This window comes from Shinella sp. Sh6 (assembly GCF_055392685.1).
The window spans coordinates 2013026-2031150 of record NZ_AP044005.1; the positions used below are offsets into that span (position 1 = coordinate 2013026).

An 18125-nucleotide genomic window follows, 5' to 3' on the forward strand; every position below is an offset into this window, starting at 1 on the left:
CATTGGATATCGCGGGTGCGTCCCTCCACGGACGGTCTGCGCTGACGTCAAATCTTGCCATTCGACGTCCGGCCTCCAGCCCCACGTGAAGCCTCCGCTCACGTACGCTGTTGCGATTTGCAGTTGCTGCCGCAGGTGATCACAGTCCACCAGGAGCGTCGAGATCGCGGCGTGCAAGTCCGCGAGAACGCCGGTTTGCCCGTCACATCACAGGCCTCCTTCGCCAATCGTCCTCAACTCTCAAGCTACGGAAAATCCTTGACTTCGCAGCAAGTATTAGACCGTCCAGGTACCTATTTTCTTGGCTGTATAGCCGGTCAAACGCCCGAATGTAGACATCAACCGCCTGGGCGAGCTCTTTGATCGCAATGTCGCATGGGACCCAGTTCTGGTTTGACTCCAGCTTCACGTACTCCACGCCACACGCGAGATTGTACGCGAACTCGATATCATCCTCGATTTCGAGGTCTGCGCTGTATAGGGATCGCTGGCGGAGCCGCTGATCGCAATCCATGATCATTGTCGTGAATTTTTCTGGTGTCGCCGCAGTGAACTCAGGCTCGTCCAAAAGGGCCTCGTACCCACTTCTTGCGAAGTCGCTGTCATCGCAATTCTTCGAAAATGGTGGAGTCTTATAGGTTGAAAGCACGGTTGCCTTGTCGTGCGTAGGTAAGGGAAGCACGGCACCGCCCTCATGGAAAAATAAGTGTGTTGCTCCAGAAAACGATTGACCAAGAACGAGGTCGATTTCGGGCGTTCCGTGATCAGGCACTTTCGAAGATGATCGTGTCTCGCACTGGATTAACAGGCCGCCCTCGAATGGAGCACACGCATAGTCCATTTTGAACCTATCGCTCCGGAATAACCACTCGACGGCAAAGGGTGAAAGATGAAATAGGCTGGCTTCGAAAACCTTACGCGGCATGAGGAACGGTTCATATGGACTTCACTGGGTATGATGCTCAGGTGAATACGCGGCCTTGGCAAGCCAAAAAAGACGTTGCCTAATACATTTATGAATCGCCTCCGCCCTCCACGGCCCCGTCACCACCCGTAATGCCAGACGGTGGCCAGCGAGAACCAGGGTATTAGGACCATCGTATTCACAGCAGGCACATGGCCAGACACCATCAACTGCAACCGGCTGAAACTACGTTCGAATACCAATGAGTTCACGCAGTTGGTCCTGCACATCTCCCAATAGGTCTATGGCCTCTGAGACTTTTTCCCCTTCCAGCAACCTGGCGACCTCGGCCAACCCCGCATGGGTCTCAAGGCGAGACTGCATCTGATTGACGAAGCTTTTAAGCGATTGGGCCCGAGACTCGGCCGAGCGGACTTCGAGCTCCCCGTCCTTGGTTTGGCGCTTTTGTAGAATGTCGTGCAGATAGGGCATGAGCGAGACCGGATGTAAGTGGCCCATATCCTTCGCAGCCATCACAAGCACAGTTTCTTCCCAGTTCGAAGTGGGATCGACGTAGACTCCACCTTCCTGCAACCTATCCAGTTGCATCTCGATCTTCTCGGTGATGAATTTTGCCCGCAAGCGATGGATATTGGCCTTCTTGATGCCAGCCTGCTTGAAAAATGCCCTAAAAATGCGGGTAATGCTATCCGTAACCAACGCTTCGCCTGTCCGTTCGGACAGAAACACGAAGTTGTCGTTGCGACGGGTCCCACCCAGACCGCTGTTGACGATATCGAGCCGTTCCGGATCACAAGCGATGTATTCTGCCGTACGGAGCGCGAGATCGTCGGGAACACGCAACATGCTTCGGCCACGGTTCTTACGCTCGACCCAGACTTCGAACATCTTTGGACTGCCGTCATCAGAGAAGAATGCGCTGATATCATCGAACGGCGGCAGATCGCTCTCGCGGACCTGGACGATTTCGCTCACGCGAGCGCCAGTGAGTAGCGCCCAGTCCATGATCAGCCTGTTGCGGACCCTGTGACGCCCCTGGGTTTCGACAATCTCCCCCAGCTCAAGAACTTCGGAGGAAGTCGGCGTATGTCGAGCACCATAGGTACTGTGCTCGGCTCCCCCCGTGAGCGTCGACACCCACTTCAGGTACGCTTGACCATGCCGCCCGGATACCGACACCTGCTCACTGGATATAGGGAACACATAGTCATCCGGCAGATCACTATATTCGCCCTTGGGCGCTGTCTGGACATGATTTGTCAGCAGCCCCCTGCCATCGGCCCACTTGAAGAAGTCGTGGACCGCTGAGAGAACTTCGTCACGGCGCTTCCTCGTGGATCGACCGTCGCTCTCCATTGCACCCTGAAAGGTAAGCAGAAAGTCATCGTCGACTTGATGGTATTGAACGCCGTGAGTACGTTGAAACCGGCGGAATTGCCGGAGCTTTTTGACCGTTTCTTCGACGCTCGAAGGGCCATTCTTTACGCGAAAGGTGAGATGTCGTGCGTAATCCGCAGCCCACTCATCCATCCCGTCTTCCCAAACGAGCGTCGGAACAATTTTCGTCTGTGCGCTGATGGCTTGGGAAATCGTCACGGGAACGCGCACGATACGCCCTGTTGACTTTCGGCGGAGGAGGACGACGTTCGTATCATCGTACGTCCGACGTTCCGTCGGAACCATCTTCTTACGATGCTTCTCTTCCCAGACATTCAGGGCCTTTCGGAGCCGAACACTGGTCGTTAGTGTCGAGACGGAGCAATGGATCCTTTCCGCGAACCAAACGCGTGAAAACCGGCCTTTATAGGAGGGAACATTGGCCGGATCGCACGTGCGGAGGAGCTCATTCAGACGGCCGAGCAGGGCCTTACTCCGCGCCTGATTGGACGCAGGGAGCTTCTCGTCGAACCCTGTATCCTTGGCAGGTGTGGGCTCGTCGCGAGCGATGTCGAATGGGTTCAACTCGATATCCATCGATCATTCGACCACGTGAAGGACGCCGGTTTTCGCCGCGAGTAAGCGGGTGAGCTGCGCGTTATCCTGCTCAAGCTTCGCCTTCTCGGCTCTCAGCCTTTCAGTAGTCTGCCGCTCTATTTTCAAACTCAGCTCCGAGGACACAAGCGCTTCTCTGGTTTGTTGAAGCTGGGTGACGGTAGCTATCAGTTCGGCTTCAAATTCCTTGGCTTGGCTTTGCGCTCTGTAGGTCCGGGTCGCCTGAGGAACATATACACGCTTGTTTTCAGGGGCCGGGACTGGTGCGGGAACATTCGCTTGCTTTCGGGAAAGCTTCCGGACCTCCGCCTGGGGTTTGAGCTGGGCGATCAGAGCTTTGATCTCCTGAACAATTTTCCCGTATTCAGGGCTTCGCGTGTTGAAATACGTCTTCGTCCCGACACCACTGATGCCGAACTGCTCGCACTTCCATCCAACGGCAGCACTCTGCGTCTTCGGGTACTCAATTCCGTTCGGTACACCCGTCTCGACCCAGGTCGTGAAAAGAGCCTTGATCTTCTCAAATTCCGGCATCTTGGACATCTATTTTGCTCCCTGCCCTCCAGGCCCTGGCAGGCCGCGCCTGTCACGCGGCCTTGAGGTCCTCCAAGAACCCCGTGATTTTGACGACATTCGCGGCCTGCAGCGACGCGAAGATTGAGTTGCCATACTCTGCGGATACCTGGGCACTGGCAGACATCGCCTGCGCTTGTTCCTCGATATAGGCAATGTTCTCGGGGCCGATAAGGGCGAACGGGCATTCTGGGCAAACGGTCGGCCCGGCCGCAGCGAAGTCCGGTCCGACATCATTGTCATTGTACCCGGCCGCCTTCCGACAGGCCGCCTTTTCGCAGCCCTTACGGTTACGTGGGCACGAGCAAGTCACCCAGAGCTTTGGGGTCAAAACGAGCTGGTTTTTTCTGATCTGCCGGACCACAGCCCCTTCAGATATCTGAAGATGGCGCACTAAGGCTGCCCCCGCAGCCTCGCTGACAACCTTGATCTGAGAAGAGAACTTTTCACGCAGACGCTTGACCAACGTGGTCAGACGCTTGCCCATTGGCCCCTTGTAAGTGACGCGGCCATCAACAATTTCCCTGGCGATCTCGATCTGATGGTGCCAGACCTCCTGGTCCCAGAGCTTGTGAATGTCGGGATCCAACGTGACGTAGTCGTTCGTCATCCTAGAATCGAAATGGCGAAGTTGATGGGCGAGCGTCTTGATCTTGCCCCTGTAGCGATAGAAGAAGATGACAGCGAACAAGCGACGGAATTGTCTGGTGACCCAAGTCCACGTCTGGGTTTTCTTCGTGTTGTCGTTCGCATACTCGCGCGCACCAATCGATTCCGCGAAAGTATCCAAAAGGTTCTCGGGATACAGATTGACAACCTTGTTTTGCGCGATGTCGTGGAACTGAAACAAGTCAGCATCCGGATCGACCTCACTATCAGGAGTGAGAGAACGCACCGCATTGAACGCGCGAGCCACGAGGCCTGGCACCGGGATCCACGTCCACTGGCGTTCGGTCTTTTCGATGTAGACCTTCATCCACCAGCCGTCGCTGTCATTGCCAGCAGTGCAATCGCGTCGAAGCATTTTTATCTCTTCTGCGCGGCGAGCGGTGAAGGCTGCGATCAGGATGTAGGCTGCGGTGACGATACTTCGCACCTGTGTGCCGACCTCCAACGCTCGCGCATACCATCCCTCACTACCGCGCGAACTGAGAGCGTCATGATAGGACTTAACGACGTGGTCAACATGGTCCACCAGGTAGCGTGTAGTGTTTTCCAGGAGGCGCATGGCAAGTTCCGGGGGCGGAACAGGCGTTCTGGTGGTGCCCCGGCCCAAGTTGAATGCACGCTGCGCCGCTCCTTCTGGAAACGGCCGAAACGAAATTGACGTCGCTTCGATGAAATCGCGCAAAGCGAAGAGACCCTCGAACAGCATTGTGACAAGCTGAACGTTCTGGTTTGTGATCGGCTCGTCTTTAAGCGCAGCGAGCGAAACGATGGTCTTTCCGTTGATACGCGCGGTTGCTGCTTCGATTTCGGAACGGACCTCCGGCAGAGCCCATTTCGGGGGCAGGTTGAGATTGAAAATGACATCCGCCTCGTGAAAAGCGTCCCGCATTCGCAGCTCGGGAGGCACGTCTTCCCAGCTGTGATACTGCCCCAACATCTTCCTCACCAATGCCGATGCGCCGGTGAGCCCATCGACGCCAAATGCGGCTTCTTCACAAATGATATCGATGTCGATAGAGGTCAGGCCCGCGAAGGAATAGAAGCCCCTCGACGTGAGACCGTAGCAAAGCCTCAGCATCGTTTCAGCGTATTGCTTATGCCTGGAAGCATCGTCGAAGCGCGTGTAATTTCCAGCGCGAATCCAGAAGAGCAGCTCTTTCGTACTATTGTAGAGTTCAGTGTGATAGATGAGGGACCGTCCATCTGCCATCCGGACGTCGAAATCGACTGTTTTTTCGTCGCTTCCACAACCCGGTGAGTCGCTCAGCACCCACTTTGTGTCCTCGTAAGCGCTCAGCCAGGCGCGTCGGCGGTCTTTCGGGTCCACTGCCTGGTGACATTTACCAAGAGGCCTCGCTATCAATTGTACCGGCATCAGAAAAGCCTCATCGGTTGGAAATTCGGGTTCGCAATAATTTTCTCGGAGATAGCCGTAGCCGCCTTCCATACCGGGCCAAACGTGCTACGCATCTTCACCTCAACGGCATCCACGAAGCACAACCATGGAAGCCACACACTCTCCCACCGCTCCGGTTGATCACGGATCCAATCCCCTTCGACCAATCGCAGGGAATGCTGCCAGATTTGCAGAATTGCGATCTCTTCCTTCTTGGCGATGACAATCAACTGCGGACAATCATTCCAGCAGTCAATCGAAGTGCACACTGCGCCATCGTTGCCAGGGCGACCTTTCTGGTTCTTGCAGAGCGTGCCTAGGCCCGTCTTCATGACGGACTCGATACGGCGAGCCATGCCATCGACGTCAACACCTAGTATCTCGTGGGCGTTCTCAATACCGCTGACGACGGCGGTCTCAAGCGCATGCTGGAAGTGGTAGATCTCGGTATCGCGCAAAAACCTCATCGGATACTTGTTGACGTAGCCCTCGTGCACCTGCGGGCTCTGCTGTCCCATCGCCCTCGATAGCCTCGTAAGCCCCCCAGCCTCCAAGGCCGCCTTCAGCAGGACGGACGGTCTGATCATGTTCGGGGTAAGCGTTAGGTTTGCCAGCTCCGGGATCGTCTCGATCAGCCGCTTGAACGCCGCGCGATACGTAAACTCCTCGATGAGCTTGATCTCTTCACCAAAGCCACGGGAGATGAAAAGCTGCTTTCTGGTCTCTGGATGCAATTCGGGAATTCGGCCCACGGCCTCTTGGAGCCACTTCATGGCCTTCACCGCCTCGCACCGATCCTCCATGACAGCGAAAATCGGCTTGCCGCCTGCACGAGCCTTGTAGCCCGTCACTTTGGAATGATGCGGCTCCTCAGTCGTTTCAATGCAATCGAAATAAAGCGTGCGACCGACGGAGACGTTGCTGCCGGATTCCAGGAGGTACAGTGTGAGAACCGCGGCCATCGTATCCTGCGAAGGGATCAGGTAGGCCTGTAACGTCCTCGCTCCGCCATACTTCAGAGCCCGCTTCTGGAAAAATTGACCCTCGGAACGTCCATCCTTGTTGGACGGATAAATCCAGTTGTACCGGTCGGCCACGACCCTCAAGAGGTTTGCAATGCCTTGGTCACAGTCATTCACGTCGGGGAAATGCTCATGCAACAGCCTCACCCGAACGGGTTCGCTAATCTTTCCCTTTCGAACGATGACATCGAACAATTCCCCAGGGTCTTTCCCCCGCTCGAGCAATTCCTGCCCGTGCTCCAGAAGCCGCTGGCCCTCCTTCACCATTGCCCATGCGGCGTTCCTGATAAGGGTAAGACGGCGATCCAATATACGCAGGATCAACGTGGCCGGATTATCAGCCGCCGTAAATTGCTCCCTCTCAAGCTCCTCGCGAAGAACCTTGTTGAAATCACTTTGGTCAAGGCTACTCAATTCGATTTGTCGAAGCTCGGCCGCCTGCTTGAGCATTGAAGTCGCAAACATCAGATAGTCGTCGACGTGAGGCTTCGAGCGCTTTCCGTCTTGGCTTTCGACTGCTTCGGCAACAGTCTTGCCGTGGTTTTTTTTATCGCTTCTATATTGAATCAGGTACAGTGTAAGCGATGGGAGAATGGCGTCGGCGCTCAGCTTACGGATAATGCCGTTCGTGACGCTGATCTTGGCATTACACGTGTCCGTGTTTTCGTTCGCTGCTCTGAGGTGCTCTCGGTACTCCTGCGCGGCCATCGTGAACTCGCGGCGCAGGGAATTTGGACGAACTCCATTCCCCAGACCGTGGAACAGAGACCGGCAGTATTGCGAGCCATTGCCTGCCAAGAACGCAAACAGTTCGATCAAGCCCGCAAAATAGGTTTTGGCCTCGTCCTTCTTCTTCGTCCGGTACAAGCGTTCGAAGCAGATTTTGGCCCGGACAGCATACGTTTCCGGCCAACCTTGCTCGACGAGGCATCGGAACTTGAATATCCGGCCGCCCGCGAAGGCAGTTAGTGGATCCTCTTCCAGGCTCTTGACCATATCAAGGTCAGCGTCACGCAGGCGCTCCGCAAAAGGGGAACGTCTGAGGTTTCCTTTGGGAATTCCAATGAGTGTCGCGACTCCTTTTCGGTGTATCGAACGACCATCTTTGCTGAGCGGAGGATCGTCAGCAAGTATCGCTTCGAGAGCCTCAAGCCTCTCTCGTGTCGGGCCGGGAACGTATCCCGTGGACTTAATGCGGTCGTCCATCTCCTCCATAACGGCCCCAATTCTCGGGTACCGGAGAAAGATCAACGTGTTTTGCGGCAGACCAAAGTGATCGGTAAATTGCTTGCGGCTGACTTTGCCATCTCGTGTATCGAGTGTTCCAGCATTGAACTGCTCTTCCAGCCAAGAGCGCATGGCGGGAATATTGGCTTCGTGAACAGACTCTTTGCCGCCAACGGCATCTTCGTAGTCAACCAGAATAGGCACATAAGGCGCAGTTGCTGTGCTGCTCAGCCCAAGTTGACTTGTAATTGCCCGACGACTAATTTTTCCGCCCCTGCTCCGCTCCAGCCCACCGCTCACAAGCTGCAGGTTCAGGATCCGAACGATTGCTCTCGCCGTACTGTCGACTGCGTAATGCTGGTGCTTCAGAAGCTCAGGGTACAGGGAAACGACATAGAGTGCGGCGTCGTCCATCGGCTCGCCGTGCTCGGGGTCCGCTCCGAACTTTGGCGCGTCCGGCAATGACGACAGCGGCTCGATAAGCTCCAATACAGCCTCGTAGGTTTCGAGGATGTATTTCAAATGCCCGAGCATTCCGTGGGTTACATCCACCTTCTGAGCGAAGAAGACGCGACTGATTTGCGTCGGGTCGCGTTTGGAGCGAGGAATCCGTCCCGCATGCAGACACTCGTTGAGGCAAGCAACTAACTTACCTTTCGTCGTTGTTGGCCGATAGTTCTGATGAGCGGCAAGTGAAGGAAAACGTGCGATCAGGTCGCCATACGGTTCCACGCCGTGCCCCGATGAAGCTCGTTCTTCATTGTCCAGAGAGGCAGTGATGTCGCATTGTGACGCTTCTCCGGCGAAGAGTTCATGCATGTCGCCCGTCTCCGGCACGAGGCTGGGAAGCCCAGACTGAAGATCGAGCGAAGCCCGGGTGAGTGTTCGCGTCGGAGCGAGGTCGGCTGAACCAATGTCGTTCCGATCAGAGGGAACAGACTGAACCTGCCTCCCAAAAATCGGTGCATCTTCTACGAGAACTTCCGATGACATCTGTGCGTTGACAACGTCCGAGAACTCCAGCTGCGCGTTGTCCGCGGGGCGGCTTCTTCCTTTGATATCCTGACCTTTTTTGCGCATACGTTCGCCCTGTCCCAGATCGACACATCCAGGCCTAAGTTTCAGTTGTTTACAATTGGTATCAAATTGCCGGTTGCATTCCGCGCGCAAGCAAGCGACCGGTACCAGGACGGGTCGATTAGCTTTTGCTAATTTTTCGGTATACTTTCCAGACTCCTAACGAAGTCACCGTTTCAGCTCACCAGAACCTGGATCGCCTTTTGATGTATGGCACCCTCGTCGGAGACGGTGCTGTATCAAACGGCCACCGGTGCCTCGATTGCCGGATGTGGATCATAACCCGTGACCTCGAAGTCATCGATTGTGTAGTCGTCGATCGATGCTGGTCGTCTCTTGAGACGAAGCTTCGGGAACGGTCTGGGTCCGCGGCTTAAGATTGTCCGTGCCAAGTCAAGGTGGTTCAGATACAGATGGACATCGCCACCGACCCAAATCAGCTCGCCGGGGACCATGTCGACCTGCTGCGCAATCATATGCAGAAGGGCCGCTTCCTGAGTCACGTTGAATGGATTCCCCAAGCCAAGGTCGCAAGATCTCTGCCCAACGAGAAGGCTCAGCTTGCCGCGCTTCCCAGCGTTCGCATCGGTCATCGCGCTCGGGTCCGTATTGCCATTTGCCCCTTCCCCCATCTCACTGACGTAAAATTGGTAGGTCATATGACAGGGTGCCAACGCCATCTGATCGAGTTCGGCGACGTTCCACGCGTGGAACAACATCCTGCGGCTGGCCGGGTTCGTCCGCAGTGTCTCAATTAAGGTCGCGACCTGATCATATTCGACCCCGTTGGCAAGCCAACGTCGCCATTGCTTGCCATAGACCGGACCCAGGTCACCCCATTTGGCGGCAAAGTCATCGTCATCGAGAATCTTCGCTTCGAAGTCTTTCTGCGAAATGTCCTCGCCCGTCGCCTTTCGATATTTGTCTAGCGGCCAATCCGTCCAAATATTCACGTTCTCACGAAGCAAAGACTGGATGTTGGTTTGCCCCGTCAGGAACCAGAGCATCTCCTTCACAGCTGTTTTCCAATATACGCGCTTCGTCGTGTAGACCGGGAAGGTCCCGTCAGACAGATCAAACCGCATCATCGCTCCAAAAGTGGAGAGGGTTCCGACGCCTGTTCGGTCGATCCGGCGATCACCTTTTTCAAGGAGATGCTCTATAAGGTCCAGATATTGATACTCGGGATGGCGAGGCATGTTCTGCAATTCCTATAGCGTTAGAAACAGTCTGACGACGGCCGGAAAAGCGCGCAAGTCATCAAATGCATCTTGGCCTTGACGCGATCAAATTGGAGAGAGTACCGATACCGGAGAGGAAGACGGGATAATCTTTCGGAACCAATTAGTTAGCACCGAAGATACAGACTTGATGTCGGAAAAGAACGGCACGCCGAGAAAGATGTCGGCGGAGCGCTGGTAGAGCTGGCAGGAGAGCTTGCCGTCCGCCACGTAGAACTGGAACAGGCAATGGCACGGCGGCAGCGCCATCTCGTCGACGAGCGCCGGGTTCCAGGCCGAGACGATGTGGCGGCGGGAATTCGGATTGCGCCGGATGCTGTCGACGACGGCGACGATCTGGTCGAGATGGCGTCCGTCATGGGTCGGCCAGGAGCGCCACTGGTAGCCGTAGACCGGGCCGAGCTCGCCGTCCGCATCGGCCCATTCGTCCCAGATGGTGACGCCGTTGTCGCGCAGGTAGGCGACGTTGGTGTCGCCCTTCAGGAACCACAGCAGTTCATGGATGATGGAGCGCAGGTGCAGCTTCTTCGTGGTCAGCACCGGAAAGCCTTCGGAAAGGTCGAAGCGCATCTGGTAGCCGAAGACGCCGCGCGTGCCGGTGCCCGTGCGGTCGCCCCGGTCGGTGCCGTTCTCCATCACATGGGAGAGAAGGTCGAGATATTGCTGCATGGTCGCCGCCGATTCGTTGTCCAGCATTCGATACTAGAGCGATCGCGGCGGCGGCCAAAGGGTGAAATGGGATTTTCCCGGCTTTCCTCAGGCGAGCGCGCCGAGTTTTCCGAGTTCCTTGGCGGTGAGATAGTAGAAGGTGACGCGCGACTTGGTGCGGTCGTCGGACATGGCCTTGCAGACGGCCTCGACGGCCTTGTCGGCGGCATCCCCGGTGATGCCGCGCTTCTTGCCGCACCACTTTTCCCTGACGCGGGCAAGTTCGTCCGGGTCGGAGCAGGAGACGAGCGAGGAGTCGCGGTTGCGCAGCGCGATGCCGAGATGGCTCACGATCTTCTTGACGATGGCCTCGTCGGCACCGCTGTCGTACTTGCGGACATCTGCGAGATAGTCGGTCATGGTGTCTCCTTCGCGGGTCACGTTGCTGCCGCCGTCATGGCGCGCTGCCGCGGGCCCATGTTTTTCAAGCAGGATCGGCAAGTCAAGCGTTAATGAACATATCCGGGTGGATGGCCGAAAATGACCTGCGCGGGGGTCTTTTCTTGGGCGAAGAGAGCGCCTATATGTGAAGTGCTGCCTCGGCAGCTATGGCAATAAACGGGCGGTGTAATAAACCCATTGGACCCGGGGGCGGTACCCGGCGCCTCCACCAAAAACCGATCGACCGGAAGGATCGGCTTTTGATGGGGGCGAAATAGGATCGACAAGGGCGTAAAGATCGACTTTTTGCTCGGCATTGTACCACCGTTATCGGGCTAAACTTGTAGTTGCAAACGACAACTATGCGGAAGCTCGTCTCGCTGCCTAATGGCGGTGTGACACTTCACTCAAAGTCCTGACGGGTCGCACCGGCAGGCGGGGTCCGAAGGCACCTGGCAACAGAAGCCTTCACCTTCTCCAATGCCTTGAAATGGTCTATAGCTGTGCCAGATGACTCGTGCCGGGAAGGCATGGGTAGACATGCAATGCCTGAAAACAAAGGCTGGAAGAAAGACAGGAACGGATGGCGCAAGACCACATTCGCTACGACATTCTCGCCCAGGACGCGCTACGCAGCGTCATTCGCAAGGTTTTGTCCGAAGTCGCGGTCACGGGGCATCTTCCCGGCGAGCATCATTTCTTCATCACCTTCCTCACCAATGCCCCGGGCGTGCGCATCTCGCAGCACCTCAAGGCGAAATATGCCGAGCAGATGACCATCGTCGTCCAGCACCAGTTCTGGGACCTCAAGGTCACCGAGAGCCAGTTCGAGATCGGCCTTTCCTTCTCCGACACGCCTGAAAAACTCGTCATCCCCTTCAACGCCATCCGCGGCTTCTACGACCCGTCGGTGAGCTTCGAGCTGGAATTCGACGTGCCGGCGATGGAGGAAGAGGACGAGCATTCGGCCGAGGTCACCGCCTATCCCGCGCCCGCGGAAAAGGCCGAGGAGACCGCCCAGGAACCGACGCCGCCGACAGGCGACGACAACGGCAAGGGCGGCGGCTCGGTCGTCTCGCTCGATTCCTTCCGCAAGAAGAACTGAGTTCCGGCCGATGAGCGGCGACGTCGTCAATCTCCGCCAGGTCCGCAAGCAGAAGGCCCGTTCCGAAAAGGAAAGGCAGGCCGAGCAGAACCGCGTCGCCTTCGGCCGCACGAAAGCGGAGAAGTCGCTGACCCGCGCCCTCAACGAGAAGGCGAAGAACGCGCACGACCAGGGCCGCATCGAGCGGCCCGAAGAGACGAAGAGCTGAAATTTCAATCCCTTGGCGGCAATGCCGGATTCGGTTTGCAAGGCATCTGAATCATCGCGTGAGGTCGGATGTGATCCGGAAATATTCCGCCACCCTGCACGGCCACCGCACGAGCTTCTCCCTCGAACCGGCCTTCCATGATGAATTGAAGGCGATTGCCGCCGAGCGCGCCATGCCGCTCGCCGCCCTCATTCGCGAGATCGACGATGCGCGCGGCGTCGAGGGCAATCTTTCCTCGGCGCTGCGCCTTCATGTGCTGGAACGGCTGAAGGCCCGGGGCGGTGGCCTCAGTTGAGGCCGGGCAGGCCTTCGAAGTTCAAGGCCCCGCCGCTTCCGCCGACGGGCGGCAGTTCGCCGCCGCGCTCGACGCCCTCCTCGGGCGTGACCGGCAGGCGGCGGCGCTTTGCCTCTTCCTCCGCTTTCCGCGCCTCTTCGGCCGCCTTCTGCGCGGCGAGGCGGCGTGCCTCCTCCTGCGCCTCCGCAAGGCGCCGGGCGTCGTCCGCCTCCTTGCGGCGCAGGCTCTCGGCCTCTTGCGCCGCATGCGCCTCGTCGGAACGCTTGCGGGCTTCCGCGCGCCGGCGCTCCTCTTCCGCCGCCTGCAGGCGCGCCGCCTCGGCGGCGGCCGCACGCGCTTCGCTCCGCGCGCGGTAGAGCGCGGCTTCGCGGCGCAGGCGCTGCTTTTCCAGCACATTGGCCTGCAACGTCTCCACCCGCCGGCGCTCGGTCTCGAAGCGGCGCAGCGAGAGGTAGTTGGCGAGCGGCTGCACGTCGAGCGAGAAGCCCGGCGCATCGACAAGGCCGCGATAGCTGAGCGTCACCTCGGGCTCGGCGCCGGCAAGCGCGTCCTCGCCCGCCTTGTAGGCCACGGAAAGCCGCGCCGTCATCGATCCGTCGGCAAGCCCGATATCGGCATCGCCCGTCAGCGCCGCCCCGGCATCCTCCGCCGCCACGCTCTGGAAGCGCAGGCTCCCGCCGGCAAGCGCGAAGGGAATGCGCACCGCGCCCAGCGCCGCTTCGTCCTTGAGGATCGCATCGGCGGCAAAGCCCGCCACCTTCTCCGGCGTGATATCGCCCTCGATGCCGTCCGCCGCCGAGAGCAGCAACGGCAGCGCGCCGGTATCGATCCCCTTGACGACGAGGCCGGACACCTGCGCCTCGCCCGAACCGCTCGCCCCTTCCGCCATGGCGCGCACGCTCTTGCCGGAGGCATCGACCGCCAGCGTCACGTCGGCCCTGCCTGCCGCGACCGCACCGTCCGGGCCGGACCAGACGATCTTCGACAGGTCGACGCCCGACAGCGTGGCGCGCGCCTCGAACAGGCCGTTCTCGTCGGCATTGGCGATCTTCAGGCGGCCGGCGAGCTTTCCGCCCAGCCAGTCGCCCGCCATGTCCGTCAGCGTCAGTTCCCCGCCCTTCCAGGCAAGGTCGCCGCGGAAGCCTTCCACCGCACCGTAGAGCCCCGGCCAGAAGGTCCCCGCCTCCAGCGCCACGGAGACGTCCGCGGCATCCTGCAACGGCTGCACCAGGGGCGCGCCGTTCAGCGAGCCGTCCGAAACGTCGCTCACCGGCCCGGCGACGGCCTCGGCCAGATAGGCGAGGTCGACCGTATCGAAGCGCAGCCCGCCGGTGCCCTTGAGGATCGGCGCCGTGCGGTCGAACGTCAGCGCGCCGGAGAACGCGTTGCGGTCGGCCTTGCCGGCAATGCCGGTGATCGCCACCGCCGCCGCGCTCGTCGCCACATCGGCGTCCAGCGTGACGGGAAGGCCCGCGCCGCCCTGCGGCATCGCGATGCCGTTCATCATCAGGTAGGGCTCGATATCGTCGCTCTTCACCGAAAGGGCGAGCGTGCCGGCGAGGAAATCCCCGGCCGAAAGATCCGCGGTGCCCTTGGCGGACAGCGCCGTGCTGCCGGCATCGAAGGTCACGGAGACATCCGCCGATCCCTCCTCCGGCTGCTTCACGGCGAGAGCGATGCGGCCGTCGGAATCCGCGTCGAAGGGCAGCGGATCGAGCCCCATCTGCCCCGCCAGCACGACCGATTGCGGATTGGAAAGGCTACCGTCCAGATCGAAGCCGCGCGCCTCGAGAAGATCGTCGAGGGAGCCGGCCGAAAGTTTCAGGTCGACCCGCCCGTCGTTGACGGGCCCGGAGAGCGTGACCGTCAGCGGGCTCTCCGCCTCGTCGGAAAGACTAAGATGGGCGGAAAGGTCGGCATTGTCATAGTAGCCCGCGCCGGCGACGAAGCGCGACAGCAGCGGGTGGGCCGGCAGGTGGCGGGCGAGAAGGTCCGCGACCGGCTGCATGGCGGCCACCTTCACGCGGATGTCGAGGCCGGCGCTCGGCGCAAGGAGCGAGCCGCCGAGCGTGCCGCTCGCCGAGAGCGAGGCGCCCGCCAGCGCATCGACATCGAGGCGGCTGAGGGTGAGGAGGCCGTCCTTCGCCGTCATCACCGCATCGACGCCGGAGGCGGTCTCGCCGAAGGCGCGGAACCGATCCGCCTTGATATCGAGCGCGATGGAATGGTCGAGCACGGCGGACAGCGACGCGTCGCCCGCCACCAGCCCGACAAGCGCCTTCAGCGATTCCAGCTCCACCTCGTTGCCGCGCAGCTCGATGGAGAGCGTGGGCGCCGTGCCCGAGCGGGATTCGCGCTCCAGCCGTCCCGTCAGCGAGGCCGGCCCCACGGCGACCTCCAGGTTCTCAAAGCGCTGCAACTCGTCCGTAAGGTCGACCTTGGCGGAGAAGCCGGCGGTCTTCAGCTTGCGGATTTCCGGGTCCACCGAGCCGGCAAGCCATGTCGCGAGGCCGGAGGGCTGGTTGGAGGCCATCAGCAGGTCGCCGACGAAACCGCGGTTCTCGCCGAGCTGCAGCCGCCCCTTGGCCTCCAGCGCCGTGCGGCCGGGCAGCAGCGCATCGGCCCGCTCGACCTGCCAGCCGTCGCCGTCCGGCTTCACGTCGAGGCGGATTTCCCGCACGGTCGTATCGCCCACCACGACGGCGGGCAGGAAGAGGCTCGCCCGCCCCGGCACCTGCGGGATCGGGATATCGGCGGCGATGGCGAGCAGCGCCTGCAGCCGCTGGCGGGCGGAAATCTGCGAGTTGCGCCCCGTCTTGCCGTTCGTCCCGCTGTTGCCGATGCGGTTGACGTCGATCTGCTGGCCGTCGGCGAGCAGCAGGAATTCCGGCGCGCGGCCGGTATCGAGCGTCGCCTCGCCCGTCACGACGTAGGGATCGTCGCGCGGGCCGGCCTCCAGCCGGTATTCCGGCACGCGGATGCGCTCGTTGGAAAGCTCGAACTTGCCGGCAACGCGGATCGGGTCCTGCGCCCCCTCGCCCTTCGGCCGCGGCTTTTCCGAAAGGGTGAAGCCCCCCTGGTATTGCGGGCGGAAATCCACGAGCTTGACGGCACCGTCGAGATCGGCGGCAAAGGCCAGGCGGTCCGGCACGATATGCGTGCGCAGCGAAAGCGCCCCGTTCTCCACCTGGCCGCTCGCAAGCTGGAAGGCGCCGCTCTCGCCGTCGAGCGCCGCGCGGCCGTCGATGCGCCACGGGCCGGCAAGCGATTTTGCCGAGACCTGCGCGTCGAGACCCGTGACGTGGCGGGTGCGGCCGGTCTGCTCGTCGACGAACTCGATCTCGCCGCCGGTGATCGACACGTTCTCCAGCACGACGGTGCGGGCCGGGATGGCGGACTGGCGGCCGCGCGCCCAGTCGAGCGTGCCGTCCTCGAAAAGCTTGATGCGGGCCTTCGGCTCCTCGATGCGCATGTCGAAGATCAGCGCCTCGCCGGAAAGGAAGGGCGCGAGCTCCGCGTCCATCGAGAAGCGCGCGACCTCCACCAGCGGCTTGCCGTCCTCGGGCGAGCCGACGCGAACGTCATTGAGCGTCACCGATGGAAAGGGGATGAGGCGGGCATCGACGCTGCCGTGCACGGTGACGGGCCGGCCCATGATGCGGCTCGCCTCGCGCTCGAAATCCTGCCGGAAGCTCGTCCAGTCGACGAAAAGCGGGGCGAGCAGCGCCGCAAACAGCGCCACCACCACCAGGCCGCCGACGAAAAGCATGATCCTAGAAAGCACGCCGCATGCCTCGAATTCCCTTCAATCGCCGCACGATAGCGCGAACGCCGGCTACGGAGTCGAAAAAATCTTGCCGGGGTTCATAATGTTGTGCGGATCGAGCGCCTGCTTGATCTGCCGCATCAGGGTCAGCGATCCGCCGAGCTCCTTCGGCAGGAAGGCCTGCTTGCCCTGGCCGATGCCGTGCTCGCCCGTGCAGGTGCCGTCCATGGCGAGCGCCCGGGCGTTGAGCCGGCCGACGAAGGCCTCGACCTTCGCCACTTCCGCCGGGTCCTTGTCGTCGAAGACGACGCAGGTGTGGAAATTGCCGTCGCCGGCATGGCCGACGATGGGCGCGAGAAGACCGTGCTCCTCGATGTCGCGCTCCGTCTCGGCCACGCAATCGGCCAGCCGCGAGATCGGCACGCAGACGTCGGTCGACAGCGCCTCATGGCCCGGCCGAAGCGCCTTGCAGGACCAGTAGACATTGTGCCGCGCCTTCCAGAGCCTGCCCCGCTCCGCCGCGTCGGCGCTCCACACGAAGGCCCCGCCGCCGCATTCGGCGGCGATCGCGCCGAACTCCTCCGATTGCAGGCGCACGCTCTCCTCGTTGCCGTGGAATTCCACGAAGAGCGTCGGCTGCTCGGGAAGGGTGAGGCCCGAATAGGCGTTGCAGGCCTGGACCTGCAGGGCGTTGAGCAGTTCGATGCGGGCGACGGGAATGCCGAGCTGGATCGTCATGATCACGGCGTTGCAGGCATCCTTCAGCGTCGGGAAGCCGCAGATGCCGCCGGCGATGACGGCGGGAATGCCCTGCAGGCGCAGCGTCACCGAGGTGAGGACGCCGAGCGTTCCTTCCGCCCCGACGAAAAGCCGTGTCAGGTCGTAGCCCGCCGAGGATTTTCGCGCGCGGTGGGCGGTGCGGATCTCCTCGCCGGTGGCGGTCACGGCCGTCACCGCCAGCACGTTGTCCTTCATCGTGCCGTAGCGCACGGCGTTCGTGCCCGAAGCGCGCGTGGAGGCCATGCCGCCGATGGAGGCGTTGGCGCCCGGATCGATGGGGAAGAAGAGGCCCGTATCGCGCAGATAGGTGTTCAGCTCCTCGCGCGTGATGCCGGGCTCGACGGTGCAGTCGAGATCCTCGGCATTCACCTCGAGAACGCGCTTCATGTTGGAGAAATCGATGGAGATGCCGCCGTTCGGCGCGTTCACCTGCCCTTCCAGCGAAGAGCCCGTGCCGAAGGGAATGACCGGCACGGCATGGTCCGCGCAAAGCGCCACGACCGCCTGCACGTCCTCGGCGCTCCCGACGAAGACGACGCCGTCGGGAAGCTGGGCGGGAATGTAGGTGGTGGTGTGCGCGTGCTGGCTGCGGATCGCCTCGCCCGTCTGGAACCGCTCGCCGAAGCGCGCCGCAAGCAGCGGCAACACCCCGGCAATGCCCTTCTCGTTGCGTACGCCGCTCCTGATATCCGCCAATGCCATGGTAAGGTCCTCACTTCTATGAGGTTTACTCAGCAAATTGGCGCCCGGCTGTCCAGCC

General features: G+C 60.5%; 12 protein-coding genes, 1 other RNA gene and 1 pseudogene. 4 read left to right on the forward strand and 10 right to left on the reverse strand.

The genetic code is table 11. The features are described 5' to 3' along the window. Nucleotides 1–202: 202 nt before the first annotated feature. The 8 genes and pseudogenes from ACZ5TO_RS09820 to ACZ5TO_RS09855 form a co-directional block, all read right to left on the reverse strand. On the reverse strand, nt 203–925 hold the full coding sequence (locus tag ACZ5TO_RS09820; protein ID WP_464797936.1) for a hypothetical protein: 723 nt from the start codon (nt 923–925) through the stop codon (nt 203–205). A 225-nt stretch (nt 926–1150) separates the two neighbouring features. Continuing rightward, nucleotides 1151–2899, reverse strand: a complete 1749-nt coding sequence (locus ACZ5TO_RS09825; protein ID WP_464797937.1) for a tyrosine-type recombinase/integrase — start codon at nt 2897–2899, stop codon at nt 1151–1153. Nucleotides 2900–2902: 3 nt separating this feature from the next. Then, the gene (locus ACZ5TO_RS09830) at nt 2903–3460 is read right to left on the reverse strand and encodes a hypothetical protein (protein ID WP_464797938.1); all 558 of its coding nucleotides are present in this window, start codon (nt 3458–3460) and stop codon (nt 2903–2905) included. Between the two features lie 43 nt (nt 3461–3503). Further along, a complete protein-coding gene (locus ACZ5TO_RS09835; protein WP_464797939.1) occupies nt 3504–5606 on the reverse strand; it encodes a hypothetical protein in 2103 nt (700 codons plus the stop codon). Continuing rightward, nucleotides 5534–8884, reverse strand: a complete 3351-nt coding sequence (locus tag ACZ5TO_RS09840; RefSeq protein WP_464797940.1) for a hypothetical protein — start codon at nt 8882–8884, stop codon at nt 5534–5536. Before ACZ5TO_RS09840 ends, ACZ5TO_RS09835 begins: the two co-directional genes overlap by 73 nt. Nucleotides 8885–9120: 236 nt before the next feature. Then, on the reverse strand, nt 9121–10080 hold the full coding sequence (thyA, locus tag ACZ5TO_RS09845) for a thymidylate synthase (RefSeq protein WP_464797941.1): 960 nt from the start codon (nt 10078–10080) through the stop codon (nt 9121–9123). A 183-nt stretch (nt 10081–10263) separates the two neighbouring features. Next, nucleotides 10264–10791, reverse strand: a pseudogene (locus ACZ5TO_RS09850) (thymidylate synthase); the annotation flags it as partial. 87 nt (nt 10792–10878) lie between these two features. Continuing rightward, nucleotides 10879–11190, reverse strand: coding sequence for a DUF2853 family protein (locus ACZ5TO_RS09855; protein ID WP_464797942.1), 312 nt, complete (start codon nt 11188–11190; stop codon nt 10879–10881). 134 nt (nt 11191–11324) lie between these two features. On the opposite strand from ACZ5TO_RS09855, the gene ssrA reads away from it, so the two are divergent. The 4 genes from ssrA (at nt 11325) to ACZ5TO_RS09875 (ending at nt 12819) form a co-directional block, all read left to right on the forward strand. Continuing rightward, nucleotides 11325–11684: a transfer-messenger RNA gene (gene ssrA, locus ACZ5TO_RS09860) on the forward strand. A 110-nt stretch (nt 11685–11794) separates the two neighbouring features. Continuing rightward, the gene (locus tag ACZ5TO_RS09865) at nt 11795–12316 is read left to right on the forward strand and encodes an SspB family protein (protein WP_464797943.1); all 522 of its coding nucleotides are present in this window, start codon (nt 11795–11797) and stop codon (nt 12314–12316) included. A 10-nt stretch (nt 12317–12326) separates the two neighbouring features. Further along, entirely contained in the window at nt 12327–12524 is a 198-nt protein-coding gene (locus tag ACZ5TO_RS09870) for a DUF4169 family protein (protein WP_464797944.1), read from the forward strand. Nucleotides 12525–12594: 70 nt separating this feature from the next. Continuing rightward, nucleotides 12595–12819, forward strand: a complete 225-nt coding sequence (locus tag ACZ5TO_RS09875) for a ribbon-helix-helix domain-containing protein (RefSeq protein ID WP_464797945.1) — start codon at nt 12595–12597, stop codon at nt 12817–12819. Here the strand turns inward: ACZ5TO_RS09875 and ACZ5TO_RS09880 are convergent. After that, nucleotides 12812–16588 carry an AsmA family protein gene (locus tag ACZ5TO_RS09880; protein WP_464797946.1) on the reverse strand — a complete coding sequence of 1259 codons (3777 nt, stop codon included), beginning with the start codon at nt 16586–16588 and terminating at the stop codon, nt 12812–12814. The two genes, ACZ5TO_RS09875 and ACZ5TO_RS09880, sit on opposite strands and share 8 nt — an antisense overlap. Before the next feature lie 66 nt (nt 16589–16654). Beyond that, nucleotides 16655–18067, reverse strand: a complete 1413-nt coding sequence (locus ACZ5TO_RS09885; protein WP_464797947.1) for an FAD-binding oxidoreductase — start codon at nt 18065–18067, stop codon at nt 16655–16657. Nucleotides 18068–18125: the final 58 nt, after the last annotated feature.

Coding starts and splice junctions, on each gene's coding strand:
- ACZ5TO_RS09820 (WP_464797936.1), bottom strand. CDS start 925: ATGCCGCGTAAGGTTTTCGAAGCCAGCCTATTTCATCTTTCACCCTTT.
- ACZ5TO_RS09825 (WP_464797937.1), bottom strand. CDS start 2,899: ATGGATATCGAGTTGAACCCATTCGACATCGCTCGCGACGAGCCCACA.
- ACZ5TO_RS09830 (WP_464797938.1), bottom strand. CDS start 3,460: ATGTCCAAGATGCCGGAATTTGAGAAGATCAAGGCTCTTTTCACGACC.
- ACZ5TO_RS09835 (WP_464797939.1), bottom strand. CDS start 5,606: ATGGAAGGCGGCTACGGCTATCTCCGAGAAAATTATTGCGAACCCGAA.
- ACZ5TO_RS09840 (WP_464797940.1), bottom strand. CDS start 8,884: ATGCGCAAAAAAGGTCAGGATATCAAAGGAAGAAGCCGCCCCGCGGAC.
- thyA (WP_464797941.1), bottom strand. CDS start 10,080: ATGCCTCGCCATCCCGAGTATCAATATCTGGACCTTATAGAGCATCTC.
- ACZ5TO_RS09855 (WP_464797942.1), bottom strand. CDS start 11,190: ATGACCGACTATCTCGCAGATGTCCGCAAGTACGACAGCGGTGCCGAC.
- ACZ5TO_RS09865 (WP_464797943.1), top strand. CDS start 11,795: ATGGCGCAAGACCACATTCGCTACGACATTCTCGCCCAGGACGCGCTA.
- ACZ5TO_RS09870 (WP_464797944.1), top strand. CDS start 12,327: ATGAGCGGCGACGTCGTCAATCTCCGCCAGGTCCGCAAGCAGAAGGCC.
- ACZ5TO_RS09880 (WP_464797946.1), bottom strand. CDS start 16,588: ATGCTTTTCGTCGGCGGCCTGGTGGTGGTGGCGCTGTTTGCGGCGCTG.
- ACZ5TO_RS09885 (WP_464797947.1), bottom strand. CDS start 18,067: ATGGCATTGGCGGATATCAGGAGCGGCGTACGCAACGAGAAGGGCATT.